The sequence below is a fragment of the Nanoarchaeota archaeon genome (assembly GCA_018897155.1).
Lineage (GTDB): Archaea > EX4484-52 > EX4484-52 > EX4484-52 > LFW-46 > LFW-46.
Genome location: JAHILE010000059.1, coordinates 26,348 through 43,606 on the forward strand (window position 1 = coordinate 26,348; position 17,259 = coordinate 43,606).

Below are 17,259 nucleotides of genomic sequence, written 5' to 3' on the forward strand. Positions count from 1 at the left end.
ACAGAATCTTTCGCAAACGCCCAGACTAAGCAAAAGGAACAGTTTTTATTAATTTTAAATTGTCGGGACTTCTAAAACCTCTTTTCAAAAGGATGTCTCTTTCTTTGAGCAAGCAACTTCGATTGTGGGCAATGGCATCTTTTAGATTCCCATTTTGCCAAGCTTCAGAACATTTTAAACCTACATCGTTAAAAGGGTCATTGTATTGTGGTATTTTTAATTCCGTCACCACTCTCCACTTAGGCTCAAATTTTTCTTTGTTAAGCTCTCCTTCAAAAAGAATTTGTTTATTCAAACTATGGAAAAATGTGCTTCTTTCAAAATCAGAATTGAACGCATAAAAAGGCTTGCGTAATGTACTGAGTTCATCGGCCATAATTTTCTTTAATTTTTCTAAAGAATCTACGTTTTTAGCGCAGTGAATTTGTATTGATTCTGTACTCATATAACCAAAAATAACCGGCACTATATTCGCATACCGTCTTGAGTCTTCATAACTCTTATTAAAGTTACCAATTGTTTCGATATCGATGATAGTCCCATTGAAATTACTAATCATCTTTTCTTTGTGTATCATCACCATGCATATGTCACCTATCTCTGCAATAAATGAGTGCTAAAGCGCCATGATTAATTCTTTGATTTTATCGCAACATTCGCCATTGCATAAAGCGATCTTTTTATTTGATATAAAAGTTCAATATTTTTATCAAGTAAATATGCATCTACATCGGCTAGAGTTATTTTTTTCAAATTGTGCTCCCGTGCCCAATTCACACAAGAAGTGACAGTGGATGGTAATTCTAATTTCTCTTTCTCCAATTGCGCTTTATCTTTAACTTCCCTAGCTGCATTTAATTGCTTTTCAGCCAACATCTCGACTTTTTCTATTTTAAGTCTGACTTCTGGAGGCATCTCATATTTTCTAATATTTTTTTGACTCCAGAAAAATTCAGATGCCCTATACATAGACATATTCGCTTCATCTGAAAACTCTTTTTGTATAAATGCAATTAACTCAGATGCAAGTTTTTCGGGTGTTGCAGATTTTATTTCTTCAGGAATTTCTGATTGTTTATCTTCTTCAAGAGAAATGTCATCGCCCGGTATCTCTTCTACCGATTCAAGCGCATCGGCTATTCGCTCTAAAGCTTTCACTATGCGATCTAATTTTTCATCAGATTTTTGATTTGACTGCTCCTTTAAGTCATTACTCACCATAAAATCACGAATTATTACATCAATTATCTAATAAACCTATTCACCCAATAAAAACCGTTTTCTCCTCTTTCTTTTTCTCTTTCACTTCCTTTTCATAATCCTCGAATCTTGGAATCGTTATCGGAATCGCGAATTTTGTGAAAACGCTTGAGACTATCGCTTCTCCTGTGTCAAGGCTTGCGATAGAACGCGAGTCCGTGCTTAAGTCCTGCGCAGCGCTTTCTATTATCGCATTGCGCTCTGCCAAAAGCTCGTTTCCAAGAATTATTTTTGTGTTCATGTTTGTCAGGACCTCGCGCGGGATTATGCTTGAAAGCTGCGTCACTGCAATCAAGCCCACTCGGAATTTTCTGCCCTCTCGCGCAATTGTCGAAAAAATATTTCCTCCGCTGTGCATTGCGTCGGCTCCCAAGACGCGCGGCGCTTCTTCAAGAATCACTGACACCAGGGGCTTTTGGTCAAGTACGCCTTCGTTTTTGTAGTACTTATACCTTTCGAAAACATCTGCTGCAATGATGCTTGCGATAAGTATCTCAGTATTATTCGACATGCTTGATGTATCAAGGATGACTTTTTTTCCTTCCTCAAGCTGGCGAACGATATCTTTTATTGTGGATTCGCCGCCTGTTGCCGAGAATATGGAGCTTCTGCTTTTCATTGCGCCTGATTCGTCGGCATAGATATTCAGAACAACGCCGAGTTTTCGCTTGATGACGCCGAGCGTGCCTTCATGTATTCCCTCATTCTGGAATGCTGCGACATCGGCGCGCATGACTTCGGATAGCCAGCTGACGCCGTATTTGCGGTGAAATATCTCAAGAGCATCCCTTTGCGCATCTGTAAATTCGAGAACTCCACGAAAATGCCACGGCTTTACAACCGAAAGATTAATTAGAAGGCTGCATGCGCCCCTAGCAGGCTTTGGAGAATAGGAAATGAGATTCTCGCGAGATTTTGGATGATCTTTTAAGCCAAATGAATTCCGTCCGTAATACTCATCATGCGGATCCAACACAAGCACGCCGGCGTACGTGCTTGAAAGCAGATTCCATAAAAGCACTTTCACAAGATTGCTTTTCCCGCGGCCGGTTGTTGCCGGAATCAGCATATGATGAGTCAACGCTTTTTCGCCGTCAAGAATAACTGGTATTTCAATGGTTTTATTCGCGCTTCTGACATAACCCAAAAATAAGGGCTTTTGCCACTCTTTTTTTAACATGAATTCGAGGTCTTTTGGCGCCACATTACGAATAGATGAGAAAAAAACAGGAAGAGCCTTTGGAATCCGCGCCACCCCGTTATCTACAGTAATCAGCGCTTTTGTGCTTGCAAGAACATAATTGCGCAGGTTATTCTCAAGAAATCCTGCGCTTTCGTGCGCAAGACCTTCAAGATTCAGTCCGCTTGCCATCTCAATTGTTGATGCCGGAATCTGGCTGCCATACTTTAAGTCATAGACCTGCAGAATCGTAAGTGAATTATCGCCATTCTCTGCAACCAGAAGGTCGCCGAGGCCTATTTTTTTGCCGCTCTTTTCCCGGACAAAAATTTCGCCATGCTGTCCGCTGATGATTTGGCCGACGATGTCAATTTCATTTAACATAAAAATAACCACTTTTTTAATTACCTCGAATTCGACGGGATTAAAATTCGGATCATTCTGAAATTCCACTATGATCATCTTTGATTTGTTTTCTCTTATCTTTCTCAGGCTCAGATAAATAATTTTCTCCCGACAATATTGGCCTGCCTAATTCCCGTTCTGTCTCTTTTCTTGCATTGCCGGCCACTCGCCCGCCTCTTTGGGCAGCTGCTTCAACTTTTATAAAGCCTTGCGCATCTTCATTCTTTGTAATTTCCGTAGAAACTCTTTCACCCAGCATTGAAAATATAAGCTCCAAATCGTTCATATGATCACGCAGATTTTCTTTTTTTAATCCTTTGAATTTTTTGTATTCGCTTGGCGTCATGCCAAATGTTGCTTTTGAAATTTCTGCTGTAAGTATTGCAAAATCGGTCTCATCTACCACGCCTCTCTTTTTCCATTCGTCAGTAAGTTCATCTCGTATGGCGATGCCCCTAACTCTTTTTTCTATCCAATCCTTTGAATAGCCTTTGGCTTTGTAGATTTCTTTCATACGCTTTTGGGCTAGTTCAGGGTTTTCGATTTCCTGCACGCGCTCGTAGCCAACCTGCGCAAGCCAGAGCTTGAACGGCTCGGCCTTTGGAGATGGAATTGACTGAATCAATCGAAAAGCATTTTGCGTATTAACGCAATCTGTCTCTCTTAGTTTTCCGTCTTCTGCCATCAATTTCAACTGTACGATTTTATCGTACGGTTCAAATCCTTCGCTATTCAGCTTTATTTTTAAGTCCGACCAATACCTTTTCGGTACCGTGCTGTCTGTCAAAACTTCAACAATATCCACAACAGAGAAAAACCATATTTCGTTATGCCATATTCTCCGGATTTTTTTGTCTTGAAAAACCGCAAGCGAATTTTCTGGATTCATTTCAAGCTCTCCTCAATAACCTTCTTTTCCTCCTCAGTTATTCCGTACAGCTTATAGACTAGTTCATCAATCTCGAAGTCCACCTGCTTAATCTGCTGTTCCAGCTGTTCTTTTTCGTGACCTGCAGCTTTCCCATCGTGATATTTTTTCTGGAGCGCGAGCATTTTATCAACAAGGGTTATCAGTTCCTTATTAGAGTCAGTTCTATTAGTTATTGGAAGTTCCTCTATCGCGCGATTATATATTTGCAGTTTATCTCCTAATTTGACCTTAAAATAATAGCTCATGAGTTTTGAGTTTAATAGGGCTAAAATAAATCGTAAATCATATTTTTTTGAAAGCTCAATTTCGTGTGGTTCAAACGTGAATTTGCTGGATAGTTGATTTTTAAGTAAACAACAGATTAAAGTATTCTCAACGTAAAAGAATGCCGAATCAATAGTTGCGGATAATCCGCCTTTTCCTAAAATTCGTTTCATTATTATCTTCGGGTTTTCAAATAATTCAGGGAACTTTGCGCTACAGTGTCTTTTTGGCTGATAATCCAGATATTTTCCACTCCAATAAATCGCATATCGCCCTATCTCTTTTGCCTCAATATATTTTTTGCATAGGTCACCATCATTAGATGTTCGTATGAACTCATCCTTTGTCTTACCACTGTTTCTTTCATACACTTCAACTCCTTTGCTTATGCACATGATTTTTTTAAATGAAAAAGAATTGCTTTCAATCTTGTCAATTATTGGTTTGCTTACCTGCGTTATCTCTAATCTGTACATATAGTCAGGATTTTTAAAGAATTGGTCGGTGTCTATTTTTTCCAGTCTTCTAATGGCATTATTAACTATTAACGATTTAAATGTCACTCCATTCATTTTTCCTTTTCTGCAAATCAGTATGGTGCTTTTGACCTCTGCGGCTTCAAAAATCTTTACTTCTGATAAATCAACTATTTCCGAAATATGACAGCTATCCAAAATTATTTTTCTCATTTTTGTTGCATAGGGTTGATTTAAAAATGGGTATGGAATGATAAGACCGAAATAACAATATTCTTTTAATAATTTAATAGATTTTTCTATAAAAAATAAATATATATCGAACGTCCTAAATGCGGATTTATATGTTTTAGAGAAAAAATCTCTATCTTTTTTAGGAAGATTCCTGCTTCTTATATATGGCGGATTTCCGATAATGATATCAAATCCCCCTGCATCGATTATGTCGCCAAAGTCAATGTTCCAGTGAAATTGGTTTGCGAGCTTTGGAGGCGCGCCGTTTCCGTTTCCGGCTCCGTTCCCATTTGCATTTTTTCCGTTTTTGCCGCTTTTCTTTGAATTCGACATGCTGAAAATATAATTTTGAAAGGCAGGGCTCACAACAGAATATATTGATTTTCTTATTGCCGCGATAATTTCTCGGAGGCGCACCGCGCCTTCGCCTTCTTCTTTTGCATAAAGAGACTGTAAACCTGCATACGCTTTTTTGAGATTATTTACTGCATTTCCGCTCTTTTTTGACAAAAGCTCTTCGCTTTCGGACAGGATATTGAATCGCTCGACATCGCTTTCGTTTCTCGAATATGCGAATTTCAGAGTCTCAAAAACGCCTTTCATGCGCTCGTCATACGGCGTAATCACGAGGTTTTGATTCAGCGGCTCGTCAACCCATCCTATAAGGCTGTTTCCGCCGATTATTTTATATTCTATATTTGGGAGGGTCTGAGTGTGCGCAAAATCCGGCAAGTCAATATTTTCTATCATACTCAGCCACAATCTGAGCTTTGCTATCTCGACAGCCGCTTCTTCAATATCTACGCCGTACAAATTATTATTGATTACTTGCTTTTTGATTGCAAAATAGCTCACCTCTTTTTCGAGCCTCTCAAGCAGTTTTTTCTTTGTAAAAACAAGTTCTTTCATGGCAGATGTCAAAAAATGTCCGCTTCCGCATGCGGGATCTAATACTTTAAGTTTATCTATTTCATCACATATAGCCCTTATGATTTTCGGGTTTGTGGATTCAATGTCTTCGATAAAATCGTCAAGCGTATTGTAAGGAGCTATATTCGCATCGCTCCATCCGAATTGTTTTAAAATGGCTTTGACTTTTTCAAGAATAACCGGCTGTATGGTGTTTTTTGAAATGTATGCGGTTATTTCTTCCGGCGTATAATACGCCCCGATGTCTTTTCGCTTATTCTCTCCGGCATTGCCGGTCAGGTAATTTATTGTTTTTTCAAATACATTTCCCAGTATGTCCGGATTAAGCGCCTGCTCATCGCCGTTGAGCGTAAACGAATACTTTTCAAGCAGATTTTTTATAATTTCCCTCAGAATATCATTTTCAACATCATATTCTTTTTCCCGGGAAACCGATTCGCGAAATAATCCGCCGTTAAGATATGGGATATTCCTGAAAAGCCCTATTGCCTGTACATTGGTTTTTCTCTTATTAGAAGCGGTATTGAAAACATCATAAAAAAGCACCTGAAGATATGCTTTATAAAATGTCGACGGCAGTTTCAAAGCATCGTAATCTTTGAACAATTTGCCAAGGAGATTGTTTTCCACAAGCCCTTTATCCTCAAGGAATTTTACAAAAATCAGGCGGCTCATCAGATTGACTGAAAAAAGCCGTTTCTCAGAGTCTAAAGAATCCTCTGCGGAAGATATTTCATTAAGAAGGCAATGAACTTGCCGATCGCTTCTTTTTTCTGCTCCGAAAACATACAGGATATAATCTTCGTAAAACTCCTTTGTGATTTTTTCCTTATGCATTTCAAGAAAGTTTATTTTTTCCTTTGCAATAAACAAGATAGTGTCTCTGCTAAAGCCGCAATAAAACTTTGGCGCAATGTCTTTAAGGCCTGCAATATGCTTTTGCCAAAAAAGCTCCTGAAAAAAGCCGCGCAAATCGATATCTAGTAGCTTCTTTAACTTATATTCTTCGGAATCATACTTCAATAAGACCCATCGAAACCCGTTTGTTGCAAGACCGTAATCGGCTCTAAATGACCTTTTTTCAAGCCAGCTTCCAACCTGCTCAATGCCGCTTCCTCGTGTTTTCAAATCTTTATTAAGCGGCTCCGCCTCAACCAATATTTTTTCGGCTCCAAAACGCAAAGTGTAATCCGCTTCTTTTCTATCTATGCCAGATTCTGAAGAAGTCCTGCGGTGCAAATCATCAATTGCAAATCCCAAAAACTTAAACAAAGGGCGTATTATGATTTCCTCAGTAAGATCTTCCGGCGCTTTATTTAGTTCCGTGTCCGCCCGCTCAAGCGTTTTATCGCCATTTATAAGCTGTCCGAGAACAAGCTTATTATTAATTTGCCGAGAAAGAGAATCATAAATGTCTTTTAGGGCTTCGTAAAATTCAGTTTCTTTTCCGTCAGGAAACGCAGTTATTTCTTTTTTGAATTTTGTTTGCGGCAGATAAATCCCTCAAGTAGTATTTTACTATTCGTTTTGGCTCATATAAGTATTCCATTAGCATTGCCGATAAAACAATTACAAAATAATCTCATTCAAAACATCATGCGCGTCAATTGCACCTGAAAGCTTTTGAATCGATGCAAGTGCGCCTTTTTTCTCAAGTACTGATGACAGCATCGCGCGGTAATTTCCCGCTTCTTTAACGCTTATGCGCGACATACTATCGGCATCAATGAGACCGTAAGGGTATCCGATAAAAGACGCGTCGCACGAATTTCCGGATATTTCAGAAAGCGCGGACATTACGCGCTCTTCATTATCTGCCGCGCTTTTATCCATATCAAAGCGAAAAGCCCTTGCAGAATCCTTGTGCAGCTTTGCGACAAAAATCTCGGCTGGATGAAGCGGATTTGCGTTTTCGCAAAGAGGATAATAAATCCACGGAGCATTCATTTTCAATGAATCTGCAATTGAATCAACTGCATAAACAAGCGGAATCCCTGTTGTTGTAAGAAGCGCGGAAGTCTTAGCAAGCGCGCACAAAGACACTTTTTTCGCATTTGCAGAATCAAACGCTTTTTTTGAATAATCGCCCTCTCCGGTAACTGACGCCTCAAGAGCTCCGTCGCGCAGAAGAATATCGCCCGAATCAAGCTCTTGTTCGATAACAACAGATGCGATTGACCATTCCAGATACCGCCTGATTGCGGCGCCGATTACCGAAATATTTGCCCTAAAATTCTTTCGCGCCGAGAGTGTTTCGTCAAACGAGTCGAACACGAGTTTTTTGGATGGAAAAAAGCGCCCAAAATCTTGCGATACCGGAATCAGCGAGCATTCGTATGCGATTCCCTGCGGGCTTTCCTTTGCAATGGCTATTGAAAACATCTCGATTTTCTGCGGAATATTTTTTGGAACAACCCGCTTGTTTTGCCCAAACATTGAAAAATATCCGCGAATCAAATGCACTGAAAAATTCGAAGAGCCGAGAAGCTCAAAGTTTCCGGCATCTACAAACGCCAGTTTGCATGAAGAATTTTCTTTTGGCAATACAATCTCCTTAAAATTTAACGCGCTGAAAGGCTTTGACACGTATTGCTTGTCTGTAAAATCAGGGCTTCCTAAAGTCTGTTTTGAAGACGTGTGCATAGAAAGCAAGTCCGCTGTCTGAGTAAGCGCGTTAAGCATACACGCATTTGGATTTGAAGAAATTAAAATCCGAGAAAACCCCTCAGTCTTTTGTTATTTTTCCAAAAATAGCCTCGAATGAACATTAATAAAGCTAACGCCATAATGATATGCGTAAGTTATGGTGTTATTATGGCAAAAAGAAAGGACGCTGCGGTTGACGCAAGAATGTTTGATAATGTTTATGTCTGCATGAGGTGCAACGCGACCCTCAGATCTGGAAAGCCTGTTGAAAAAAGCGGCGCAAAATGCCGAAAATGCGGCTCAGATGGCTTGAGGCTCAAAAGGAAACACATTAAATCAACGATGTAATTGATGCCTATGGCAAACTTAAAAGCAGGCATTGAAATAACCCGGATAGTTAACTGTTTTTTTGCCGGAATATCTGCGCTTGCGGCTTTTTATATTGAAAGCGCTTCTTTGGATTATTTCTTTTCAGCAGCCGCGCTATTGACGTTTATTTCTGTGATTCTTTTATGCGCAGCAGGAAACATATTCAACGACTATTTCGACATTGAAAGCGATTGTATAAACAAGCCAAACAGGCCAATACCTTCCGGAAGAATACAAAAAAACGAGGCGATGGCTCTTGGAATAATTCTTGCGTTTTTTGGAATAGCTTCGGCATTCCGCCTAAATACAAGCGCATTAATTCTTGCAGCAATAAACTTAGCAATGCTTTACACATACAGCAGGATTAAGGAAACAACGCCTTTTGGAAACTTTATTGTGGCATATCTTGCGGGCTCTGTATTTCTTTTCGGCGGATTAGCCGCAAATTCAATAAAAAGCATCTGGATTCTTGCGCTTCTTTCGGGGTTTGTGACTTTAGCACGCGAAATAACAAAAGACATTGAAGATATTAAAGGCGATAAATTCAGGAAAACCACGCTTGCAACGTATTATGGCGATAAAACTGCCGGCATTATTGCGGGAGTTATACTTATAGCATCTATATTTTTGAGCATATTGCCGCTGCAGATGAATCTTTTCAGCAAAAACTACCTCTACGTCATCTTTGTCGCAGACTGTATTTTCGCATATTGCGCATATCGCCTTGTGGCAGACCCGGCGAAATACGCAAGTGATAACGCGCGCCTTGAAAAAGTCGGCATGTGGGTGGCTTTGGCGGCATTCATTGCAGGGACGATTTAACTGCGCAAAAACAAAAGGTATCTGCTATACGCGCTCCTCAGAAATTACAGTTATTCCATTTTTCTTTAATAAAGATGCCAAAATCCCATCACATCTAACGATTTCGCCAGATAACATTTTAACCTGTCCTGAACCGCAAGAAGGACTTCTCTGTTTCAAAATTGCTTCTTTAATGCCGAGCAATTTCACCAATTTTAAAACCTCGTTTGCGCCATCAAAACAACTATTCGTGATATCTTTGCCCGATGAAGTAATGACTTTCTCCGCTCTAAGTTCTGCCGGCTCTCGGGGTGTCGGCAAACCGCCTAATTGCTCAGGACAAACTGGAATTAGAATTTCAGTTTTCAATAGTTTGATTACACGCTCATCGGCTCTGCTTTTACCATCATACTTGCAGTTTATTCCAAGCAAACATGCACTACATAATTTCATATGCGTAATTTAGAAATAATATTAATAAATTCTTCCTCTGCATATTAAATGTCGCGTAGCTCTTAAGTCCTCAGCACTGTTCGTACCTTGTCAATATTCTCTTCCATACGCTCAAGGCCGCCTATTGTGCTGTTAAGAAGCGCAGTTCCTCCGTCGCGGTTCTGGCGCAGATTCTCCATAGTCTTTCGCATTTCAGCGGATGCAAGCTTTATATCGCGCAAAGAAAGCCGGATTTCCTTATACTTATCAAGGCTGACAAATGCAGGTATTTTTTGCACTGCCTGCTGCTGTGCGGACTTTAGCGCAGCCTTTTGAGGCAATGCTTGCGCTTGCGGCGCAATTTTTGGCGGTTCAAGAATCTCGTCTGCAAGAAGCTTTTCAGGAGAATCAAAACTATTTTCAAAATCGCTGTCAAAATCAGGCGAATCCAGAGGTATTTTTTCTGCGGTTTTCTGCACCCCGGGCGCTGATTTTGGCGCAGAAGCCGTATTTTCGGCAGGCTTCTGTGTTTCCTTTTTAAAAATTGCACCGAACACCATTAAAATCACTTGTGTGTATAATATAGCAAAACATATATATTAGCTTTAGATTTGTCGATAGTATCGATGCGCGCAAATCCAAAGCGCTCCAATTGAATCACTGTGCCAACTTTTTCAGAAAGTATGTTTTTTTCAATAAATCCTTTTTTTGCAGTCCCGTCAGGCATCTTTATCTCTGCATTAATTGCCTGCGCATCATCTGCAGGAAGCCAGTGTATAAAACGCCGGTTCGCAGTTTCAAGCAGCTTTATTTTTTTTCCATCGATTCTTGCAGGAAGCATTGCGCCCATCAGCATAAAATCATCTCCCACCACATCGTTTTTTGAGAGATATATTTCGCGCGACATCCGCAGTATGCGATCGCCCATTTCAGGGTGCTGGGGATGTTTCCTGATTTTAACTTCCCGCTCAATATGTGCGTCAAATGCCAATTTTTGCGGATTTTCAACAAAAAAGTATCTTCCTGCTGTTGAATCAACCATCTTGCGGTTGATGCTTTCAAGAATATTCATGTCAAATGTGGTTTCGCTTTCTGAAATACCGAGCGCAAGCACATATTCACGTATTGCGAGAGGCTGAATTCCGCGCCGCCGGAAAGCCAGTATTGTGGCAAGCTGAGGGTCGTCAAATCCGGTGTATTTTCCCTCTCGCATGCCTTCATTTATTTTCGTCTTTGAAACAACAGTATCTTGGGTTGTGACAAATTTTCCATATATGCGCGTTTCGGGGTATTTCCAGCAAAAATGCGCATATAATTCTCTTTGGCGCAGCTCTGACACAGCAAGGTCTTTTCCGCGCACAATATGCGTTATCTTGAATTCATAATCGTCAATTGCCGAGGCAAAATCAAGCATTGGCCAGACTTTCACGGATTTGTCTGTTAGTGGATGCTCGGGCTCATCGATTATGCGGAATGCCACCCAGTCAATAACTGCCGGATTCTTTTCAGAGAGAGATGTCTTTATTCGGGCAACTGCGCCACCCTGCTTATATTTCCACTCAAGCATCATATTCCATCGCTTTTGGTTCTCTGCAATTGAAATGCTTCTGCACGGGCACTGCTTTCTTTTAACTCGCGCAGTTTCGCTCCATTCATCCTGCTTGCAGGTGCAGATATACGCGCCGTTTTTTTCAAACAATTGTTCGAAATAGTTATAGTATATTGGAATTCGGGCTGAAACGCGCTCTACACAACCGTATTTTATTCCAAGCCATTTCAAATCCTCTTCAATCCAGGCATATGCCTCTTTCATAGGCAGCTTGTTCTTGTTTTTCGGATCGCTGTCGTCAAATCGCAGAATAAGCGCGCCGCCATACATTTTCGAGTATTCGTCATTCAGTATTGCCATGCGAGAGTGACCTATATGGAGCGGGCCGTTCGGATTCGGCGCCATGCGCATAACGACTTTTCCGCTAATAGCGCCAGCAAGCGGCGGAAGCGCTTTTTTTTCTTCCTTTGCCTTTTTTTCGGGAACCGTTATTTTCAGTTTGGACAGCTCTGCATTCTGCGCGTCAATTGACATGGAACTTACTTCGAAGCATATTTTTTCGGCAAGCGCCGTTGTTTCGGGAATATTCTCCCTGGCAGATGGAATGCTTGCAAGAACCTTTCCTGCAACTGCTTTTGCATTCGCTTTCCCTCCAAACGAAACTGCGTTTAAGAGCGCGATTTTCCTAATCTCTAAAGAAATGCCACCCTGTTTTTTCTTCTGCATACACATCTATTGACAAATGCAAATATAAAAAACAAAAACAAAGGAAAATGCATGACAAAGATAACATTCAGCACTGAAGAAATCCGAGATATCGCGATATCTACAATAGCGCTTGGCATAATCTTTTCAATAGGCCCTGGTTTTTCTTTTGCAGAAGCCGGACTGATAACTGTAATAGTTGCCTTATCATTCATCCCGCATGAGCTCGCCCATAAGTTCGCTGCAGTGCATTATAAGTGCTTTGCGCAGTATGAAATGTGGAAAAACGGACTGATTATGGCTTTGTTGCTTGCAATTGTAACAAACGGCGGCTTTGTTTTCGCTGCGCCTGGTGCGGTAGTAATATACACTGTGTTCCAGAGCAGGCATGGTCTTCACCAGATTGTGCTCTCTCCAAGGCAAAATGGAATAATATCGATTGCAGGGCCGCTTACAAACATGTTCATCGCAGCGCTATTCTTTATTTTCGCGCCAACATTCTTCCTTACAAAAAGCATAGTCTATATCAACACATTCCTTGCAGCATTTAACCTGCTTCCGATACCGCCGCTTGACGGCTCAAAAGTGTTTTACTGGAACAAGTTTGTGTGGTTGGGAATGATGCTTTTTGCGGGCGGAATTTTGATTTCGACCTAAGCAAGCGGTTACACACGCAGTTCAATAAACTACGCCGCCATAATAGTTCTGCTCTTCAAAAGGCAACTCCACCTTGTTGATTTCATCCAACGTGTCCAGCGCGTTCATCTTTATCAGCTTTTGCGAAATTGTATAGAGCGCATTATCGATGTAGAGCGAACGGCGTATCTGGGTATTGTAGTCATAGTTATAATTATACATCGTTTCATTAAAAGTTGACGGCGCCTTATTATGGCTTATTTTTCCTTTAAGTGAAATTCCGTTTGCTAAATCTATATTAAATACATATGCTGATTGTTCATAAGTGCTTCGCCAGAAATCTCCAAATTCAGGCTTAGTATTTTCAACATTCACCTGATGATATTCTGAAACAGGAATAACAAGCAAATTCTTTTCCTTGCTGAAAAGGAATGCTTTGTGGTCGCGCAATGCTTCTGAATCTGTTCCGCGCTCACCTATTACGTATTTTGAGATCTCTTTTGGATTGGCAACATCAGATACGTCAAACAATGAAAGCTTCATTCCGGTTATTCGCCCTTCCTCTGTTGCATCCCTTCCGACTCCGATTATATGCGTCTCATCGTAAGGATGCAGATAATCCGATACGCCGGGTATTTTAAGGTATCCCAATACCTTCGGATCTTGTGGAACTGACAAATCAATCACAAATAATGGATCAATCTGCCTGAATGTCACCATATAGGCTTTATCGCCAAGGAATCGTACCGAATAAATACGCTCGCCAGATGCGATATCCTGGAGCTTTCCGACAATATTCAAATCCTCGTCAAGAACATATACGTGATTCAGCGGACCTGTCGGCTGAGGTGGCGGAGCCACTCTTTTTTCAGCAATTGTTTTTGTTGGATTCTCTTGCTCTATTCTTTGTTGCTCTTCCCAGGTTATGCCTTCAGAAGATTCTGAAATACCTTCAGATCCAATGTTCTGTGAAGTTGAAGAAACCGCATTTCCTGTTGCTCCAGATGCAGTTGCTTCAGCAATTGCGGTCTGTGCACGCACAATACCCCCACCCATTGGAACAAATCCGCCATTGCCGCTTGTTGTGGTCGCAATTCTAAAATATCCGTTGTGCTCATCCATTGAAAACTGATTTAGCGTGTTTCCGGGCACTTCGCCGCTTGTCTTGTATTCTATGTTTCCGTTATCTATAGCGATTTTTTGGATGATTGTCTTCTCGCGCTCCTTTGCAATCTGATTCACAAGCTCTTCCATTTTTACAGCCGTATTTTCTTCAAAAGCCTGCCGTTCTTCAAAACTCAATGATGCAGTATATTTACCAAGTATTTCTGTCACTGCCTGCATTTTTGTCTGCTTGCTGATTTCAAGCGCCATTGCAGCATTTATTTTTTCCCGAACATCTGACGGAACTTGTGGCGTTATTATTTCAACCAATCTATCGATATAGTCAAATTCGCTCATCCATTTTGTATATGTTATGTAGATGTTTTTCTCGGAAACATACATATTCTGGGCGTAATTAGTCAGAAGAATCTTGCTTTCAACATCAGTTGGATTGTCAAGATCAATTGAAGCAATTGTTGTAAATACGTTTCCGGGGATGTATTCAAAATAATACATATCCGGGAATGCTGTTGAAACGGCCTTACCGTTTGCATATATTCTTGGCACAGTTACGTTGTTCTTCGCATCATACAAATAATAAGTGGGCTGATTTGCTATGACGTAAACATAATTTCCAATCATTCGCGAATCATAATAATTGCCTTCAAGTGAAACTCCTGATAAAATAGACGGATTATTCCTGTCAGCAACATCATAGATTTTGATAGTGGTTTTTGACGAATACATTATCGGCGGCATGCGCGCAATACTTACATCCGCCAGTTTTGATGAGCCTGCGATCTCTTTTTCACGCGGCATCGGCTCTGCATAGTTTTCATAAACCTGCCCGAATATAACAAGCCGGTCGCCATTCAAAAATATTTCATTAACACTGCCATTAAAATCTATTTTTGATAGAACTTTCGCATTTTCTGCGGGCGATGCCTCAACAATAATTATGCTGTTTCCAGAAACCGTATAAATATATTTTCCGTCATTTTTTACAATGTCCGCCTCATCCACGCCTGCGACCTGTATGTTGGTTTGGGAATAATCCGGTGCTCCGCCAACTTCAGGGGCGCTATTATCCGATGCAGACTTACTCGCGCCAGTAACTGCCATTTGTTCGGTAACCATTGCAGAGCGTGCTATTAATCCGCCATAGCCGTATCCAGAAGTATCTGAATTCTCGGCAAGATATTTTTGAAGCTCTTCAAGAGATGCTATTTTTTTTAGGCCTGGAGATGCTTGCGGTTGATCAAGAGAGCTATAATGTATGGCAGAATATGCCACAATAATCAAGAACACAATGCCCAGACCCGCAAGAGCGCTGCCGAAAGCTTTTTTGCCGCAAAACCCCGCATTACAATTTTTTGACATAATTGACATAATCAACACAGACAATATTTGTCTGTGACGCATATTTATACCTATGTTTTTCATTCGGCAACGACCGAACAAAGAAGGAATGCTTAAAAGCATAGAACTACAAAAACGATTATGGAGCTAGACCGCAACACAATAAAAGCGCTTTCTGCAGAAACGCGGCTAAAAATACTGAAAACGCTTGCAAAACAGAAGAAGATGCCGTCGGAACTGTCAAGAGAAATCGGCGTTTCCCCGTCAACTGTAGTCGGGCACCTCCAAAATCTTGAATCCGCCGGCCTTGTGAAGCGTGTTGAAACCGGGCACAAGTGGGTGTACTACACGCCAACTGACAAAGGCAGGTATTTAGTTCAGCCGCGCGTCCCTCTTCAACTGGCGCTGACGCTTGCCGCAGGCATCATAACGGCTTCTTTCGGATTCTTAAGATTTTTTTCGGGTGGCGCGCTTTCTTCATCAATGCAAAAAGCAGCAACGTCCGAATCAGTCCAGACTACTGCATCTCAGGCCGTATTAGGTGCGCCAGAGGCTGCTTTAGACTCTGCCGGCACTGCATCGCAAAGCCTGCCTACGGACTGGATTGCAATAGCAATGATCGTGGCAGGCGTTGCCATTATAGCATACGGCATATACAACATAAATAATGAAAAAAGAATGAATTTAAAATCAAAACATGTATAATACATATGCGCGTTCTTATGCTTGGCTGGTTTGGAAGCAATGCGAATAGCGGTGGAATGGAAGTCCATATTCGCGAGATTTGTAAAAATATTACATCAGAAGAACTGGCACTAACGCTCATCATCCCAAAAGGATCGATACGCATTCCTCGCGCGAAAAATATTGAAATTGTTGAAATCCCGTGCACTATGCGCGCAAAATCAATCGAAGACATTATAAAAAATGTTTCTAAGTTCAATAAAAACATCGTGCAGGCATTTGAGGCGCGCGGATTTGCATTTGACATCATTCATTCGCATGACTGGCTGTGCGTTCCGGCGGCAAAGGCGCTTCGCAAAAAAAGCAAAAAGCCGTGGGTCCATACAATTCATTCGCTTGAGCATATACGCGCGGGCGAGGAAACAAATTCAAAAATTTCAAGAATAGAAAAATCCGGAATACTTGGCGCCGATAAAATAATAACGGTAAGCAATCTCATGAAAAAAGAGATGCTGAAAAAATACAAAACAGCTCCTGAAAAAATCGAAGTAATCAGAAATTACACAAGCATGACACTTGATAAACTTGACGAAAATAACCGCATTGCGCGCAAAAAAAGAGTTCTTTTTGTCGGACGCCTTGCGCTGCAAAAAGGCATTGAAACGCTCATATCGGCGTTTCCGCAAATCCTTAAAAAATACCCCGACACAAAACTCATAATTGCCGGCAGCGGAAATCTGAAAAACAGCCTTATCGCGCTTTCGAAAATAAACGGGATTGAAAAAAGCGTTTTATTCAAAGGGCATGTAACTGAAAAAGAGCTGAAAGCGCTTTACCGGAATGCGTCTGTTTTTGTCTCGCCTTCTGTTTTTGAGCCGTTCGGAATAACGCTTCTTGATTCTGCAGAATTTGGCGCACCAATCATTGCAACAAAAGACACCGGCGCACGTGAAATATTCAGCAGTGAAAGTGTTGCTATTGTCGAACCGCTTAAAAAAGGCGCGCTTGCAAAAAAAATAGCGGCGCTTCTTGACAGCGAAAATAAGAGAGCGATTATGGCTAAAAACGCAAAACATGATTTGCTGGCGTCTGACAGCTGGAAAGACATATCTGAAAAAACAAAAAAGGCCTACATGAAGGCCATCGCAAACCAGTAAACTACCGCGCCATAAATGGCGCGGCGTTTCATGCATGACTTACGCCGCAAACTGAATCAGCTTACTTTGTGCGCCGAAATTCGGCTTTGTAGATAATGTTTTATGCCAATGCTTCTGTTGCGACTGTTCAACATAAT

At 41.0% G+C, this 17,259-nt stretch carries 15 protein-coding genes; 5 read left to right on the plus strand and 10 right to left on the minus strand.

The features are described 5' to 3' along the window. Positions 1 to 25: 25 nt before the first annotated feature. From KKB09_07850 to KKB09_07875, 6 genes are all read right to left on the minus strand, one after another. Positions 26 to 583 carry a hypothetical protein gene (locus KKB09_07850; protein ID MBU4301100.1) on the minus strand — a complete coding sequence of 186 codons (558 nt, stop codon included), beginning with the start codon at positions 581 to 583 and terminating at the stop codon, positions 26 to 28. 47 nt (positions 584 to 630) lie between these two features. Next, a complete protein-coding gene (locus KKB09_07855; GenBank protein ID MBU4301101.1) occupies positions 631 to 1,221 on the minus strand; it encodes a hypothetical protein in 591 nt (196 codons plus the stop codon). Positions 1,222 to 1,261: 40 nt separating this feature from the next. After that, positions 1,262 to 2,806 (minus strand): ATP-binding protein, encoded by a 1,545-nt coding sequence (locus KKB09_07860; protein MBU4301102.1) that lies wholly within the window; start codon positions 2,804 to 2,806, stop codon positions 1,262 to 1,264. 70 nt (positions 2,807 to 2,876) lie between these two features. Next, complete coding sequence (locus KKB09_07865) at positions 2,877 to 3,734, minus strand: Bro-N domain-containing protein (protein MBU4301103.1); 858 nt, start codon at positions 3,732 to 3,734, stop codon at positions 2,877 to 2,879. Then, on the minus strand, positions 3,731 to 6,940 hold the full coding sequence (locus KKB09_07870) for an N-6 DNA methylase (GenBank protein ID MBU4301104.1): 3,210 nt from the start codon (positions 6,938 to 6,940) through the stop codon (positions 3,731 to 3,733). Before KKB09_07870 ends, KKB09_07865 begins: the two co-directional genes overlap by 4 nt. A gap of 309 nt (positions 6,941 to 7,249) precedes the next feature. After that, entirely contained in the window at positions 7,250 to 8,362 is a 1,113-nt protein-coding gene (locus KKB09_07875; protein ID MBU4301105.1) for a hypothetical protein, read from the minus strand. Between the two features lie 132 nt (positions 8,363 to 8,494). Between KKB09_07875 and KKB09_07880 the strand changes: the two genes are divergently transcribed. After that, a complete protein-coding gene (locus KKB09_07880) occupies positions 8,495 to 8,674 on the plus strand; it encodes a hypothetical protein (GenBank protein MBU4301106.1) in 180 nt (59 codons plus the stop codon). A gap of 9 nt (positions 8,675 to 8,683) precedes the next feature. Continuing rightward, positions 8,684 to 9,517: a UbiA family prenyltransferase gene (locus tag KKB09_07885; protein MBU4301107.1), complete on the plus strand. Its 834-nt coding sequence runs from the start codon at positions 8,684 to 8,686 to the stop codon at positions 9,515 to 9,517. 24 nt (positions 9,518 to 9,541) lie between these two features. Here KKB09_07885 and KKB09_07890 read toward each other — a convergent pair whose 3' ends face one another. From KKB09_07890 to KKB09_07900, 3 genes are all read right to left on the minus strand, one after another. Continuing rightward, positions 9,542 to 9,949 carry a DUF523 domain-containing protein gene (locus tag KKB09_07890; GenBank protein MBU4301108.1) on the minus strand — a complete coding sequence of 136 codons (408 nt, stop codon included), beginning with the start codon at positions 9,947 to 9,949 and terminating at the stop codon, positions 9,542 to 9,544. A gap of 62 nt (positions 9,950 to 10,011) precedes the next feature. After that, positions 10,012 to 10,488 carry a hypothetical protein gene (locus KKB09_07895; protein MBU4301109.1) on the minus strand — a complete coding sequence of 159 codons (477 nt, stop codon included), beginning with the start codon at positions 10,486 to 10,488 and terminating at the stop codon, positions 10,012 to 10,014. A gap of 5 nt (positions 10,489 to 10,493) precedes the next feature. Then, a complete protein-coding gene (locus KKB09_07900; GenBank protein ID MBU4301110.1) occupies positions 10,494 to 12,203 on the minus strand; it encodes a glutamate--tRNA ligase in 1,710 nt (569 codons plus the stop codon). A gap of 51 nt (positions 12,204 to 12,254) precedes the next feature. Between KKB09_07900 and KKB09_07905 the strand changes: the two genes are divergently transcribed. Beyond that, on the plus strand, positions 12,255 to 12,839 hold the full coding sequence (locus KKB09_07905; GenBank protein ID MBU4301111.1) for a site-2 protease family protein: 585 nt from the start codon (positions 12,255 to 12,257) through the stop codon (positions 12,837 to 12,839). A 21-nt stretch (positions 12,840 to 12,860) separates the two neighbouring features. Here KKB09_07905 and KKB09_07910 read toward each other — a convergent pair whose 3' ends face one another. Then, a complete protein-coding gene (locus tag KKB09_07910; GenBank protein ID MBU4301112.1) occupies positions 12,861 to 15,302 on the minus strand; it encodes a beta-propeller domain-containing protein in 2,442 nt (813 codons plus the stop codon). Between the two features lie 120 nt (positions 15,303 to 15,422). On the opposite strand from KKB09_07910, the gene KKB09_07915 reads away from it, so the two are divergent. Together KKB09_07915 and KKB09_07920 are read left to right on the plus strand one after the other, a co-directional pair. Next, a complete protein-coding gene (locus tag KKB09_07915; protein ID MBU4301113.1) occupies positions 15,423 to 15,986 on the plus strand; it encodes a winged helix-turn-helix domain-containing protein in 564 nt (187 codons plus the stop codon). Between the two features lie 5 nt (positions 15,987 to 15,991). Then, positions 15,992 to 17,122, plus strand: coding sequence for a glycosyltransferase family 4 protein (locus tag KKB09_07920; protein MBU4301114.1), 1,131 nt, complete (start codon positions 15,992 to 15,994; stop codon positions 17,120 to 17,122). Positions 17,123 to 17,259 lie beyond the last annotated feature (137 nt).